Raw genomic sequence first — 2,027 nt, 5'->3', positions numbered from 1 at the left:
GGCCGGAGCCGGCGGAACCGGACAGGCCGCGCCGCGTTGATTCGTCACGCCGCGGGGGGACGCCGCGACGCCGTCGCAGCGCCAGCCGCGGCCTGATGGAGTGTCAGGTCATGTCTCGGACACCTCTGCGCCGGCTGATGCTGGCCGGTGCCCTGGCGGCGGCCGCGGCCGGCCTCGGCGGCTGCTATGCCTATCCGGTCGGCTATGCCGGCTACGACACCTACGGCTATGACGACTACGCCTATGTCGCGCCGGGCGGCTATTACGGCTATTCGCGGCCCTACGCGTACCGCCCCTACTACAACTATAGCCGGCCGCGCGGCTACAGCGGGTACTATCCACGCTACTACCGCTATCCACGCTACAGCTATCCGCGCTACGGCTATGGCTATCCGCGCTACGGATATGGCGGCTACGGCAACTGGGACCGCGGCAGCCGGCGCTAGGACTGCCCGGTCAGGCGATCCAGCCCAGCGCTGCGGCGCCGAGCAGCAGCGCGCCGAAGATGATGCGGTAGATGGCGAAGGCGGTGAAGCGGTGGGTCTGGATATAGCCCAGCAGCCACTTCACCGCGACGAAGGCGGTGATGGTCGAGACCACGAAGGCCACGCCCAGCGCCCCCCAATCCTCATGCGCCCCGCCCTGCTTGAACTGGCCGTACAGCTCATAGGCGCTGGCCGCGTACATGGTCGGGATGCCGACCAGGAAGGCGAATTCGGTGGCCGCGGCGCGGTTGCTGGCACCGGCCAGCATGGCGGCGAAGATGGTGGCGGCCGAGCGCGAGGTGCCGGGGAAGATTCCGGCCACGAACTGGGCCAGGCCGACCACGATGGCCACCAGCCAGGTGATCTTGTGGCTGTCCGGCAGCTTCGCCGCCTGCTGCTCGGCCCAGATCATCCAGATGCCGCCGACGACCAGCGCGATGGCGATCGGCAGGATGGTCTCCGGCAGGGTGAAGCCCGCCTTCTTGGCGGCGAGGCCCAGCACCCCGGTGATCACGAAGGCCAGCAGCAGCCGGATGCCGTAGCGCCGGTTCTCCGGCCGGCGCCAGCCCACGACCAGGTCGAAGATCCGGCGCCAGTAGATGATGGTCACGGCCAGGATGGCGCCGGCCTGGATGACGATGTTGAAGGTGTCCGAGCGCTCGCCCAGCCAGTGCTCGGCGATGATCAGATGGCCGGTCGACGAGATCGGCAGGAATTCGGTGATGCCCTCGATCACCCCGAGGATGATCGCGCTCAGATAGTCCAAGACAGTGCTCCGGGGTGAAACGGGCCCGCCCCGCTTGTGAACGAAGCCGGCGGGTTTGGGAACCCGGCTTCAACCCGTGGCGGCGGTTAAAGTTTCGTAACCCGCCGCAGGCCCGGCCTCAGCCGCCGGCCGGACGCGCGGTGCCGCGGCGGATGGCGATGGCGTCGAAGGCGGGGTCGCGCCCGGCCCGGTAGTCGGCGAAGGTGAAGCCGGTCGGCATGGTCGGCGACAGGTCGCCCGCGGCGACGCCGTAGACGTAGTTCAGCCAGAAGCAGCGTCCGATCTGCGCCAGCCCGCAGCCATGCTCCCAGTCATGGAACGCGCTGGCGTAGCGGATGGAAAGGCCGGAATTCGGCAGGGTCATGCGCCCGCCCTCCGCCCAGAAGGCGGTGAAGTCGCCCATCGGCTGGCCGACGATCTCGACATCGCCCTGGGCGAAATGCTTCAGCCGCGCCAGGGTGGTAATGGCGGCGGAGAAGGTGTCGGGCCCGGTCAGGACATAGATCCGGCCGTCCGGCCCCAGCGCTTCCGGCAGGCGCCGGGTGAATTCGGCCGTCAGCTCGTAATTGCCGCCGGGGTTGGCGCGCAGGTCGATGATCGCCGCCCGCGGCCGACGCCGGGCCGCCTCCTCCACCACTCCGGCCAGGAACTCGGCCAGGCTGCTGCCGGGGTCGTCGCTGACGCTGCGCAGCTCCACGAACAGGGTGGCGGGGTCGGGATAGGCCTGCCAGTAGGACCGGTCGCCATGCTGCAGGGACAGCGGCAGGGCGTCGGTT

Annotated in this window: 3 protein-coding genes; 1 reads left to right on the top strand and 2 read right to left on the bottom strand. The window is 69.4% G+C overall.

The annotated features are described in order from the left end of the window. Positions 1–110: 110 nt before the first annotated feature. A complete protein-coding gene (locus P409_RS32800; RefSeq protein WP_152613674.1) occupies positions 111–446 on the top strand; it encodes a hypothetical protein in 336 nt (111 codons plus the stop codon). A gap of 10 nt (positions 447–456) precedes the next feature. On the opposite strand, the gene P409_RS32795 is transcribed toward P409_RS32800, so the two are convergent. Both P409_RS32795 and P409_RS39615 read right to left on the bottom strand, forming a co-directional pair. Further along, the gene (locus P409_RS32795) at positions 457–1,251 is read right to left on the bottom strand and encodes an undecaprenyl-diphosphate phosphatase (RefSeq protein ID WP_034848579.1); all 795 of its coding nucleotides are present in this window, start codon (positions 1,249–1,251) and stop codon (positions 457–459) included. Positions 1,252–1,369: 118 nt separating this feature from the next. Continuing rightward, positions 1,370–2,027: S41 family peptidase (locus tag P409_RS39615; RefSeq protein WP_202964884.1), on the bottom strand; the 658-nt coding region annotated here is incomplete at its 5' end.

This window comes from Inquilinus limosus MP06 (assembly GCF_000767795.1).
Lineage (GTDB): Bacteria > Pseudomonadota > Alphaproteobacteria > DSM-16000 > Inquilinaceae > Inquilinus > Inquilinus limosus_E.
Note: the sequence above shows the minus strand (reverse complement) of the source record. Positions and strands in the feature narration are given on the sequence as shown.

Excerpts from the sequence above, each read along its gene's own strand:
- P409_RS32800 (WP_152613674.1), top strand. The coding sequence starts at position 111 with ATGTCTCGGACACCTCTGCGCCGGCTGATGCTGGCCGGTGCCCTGGCG.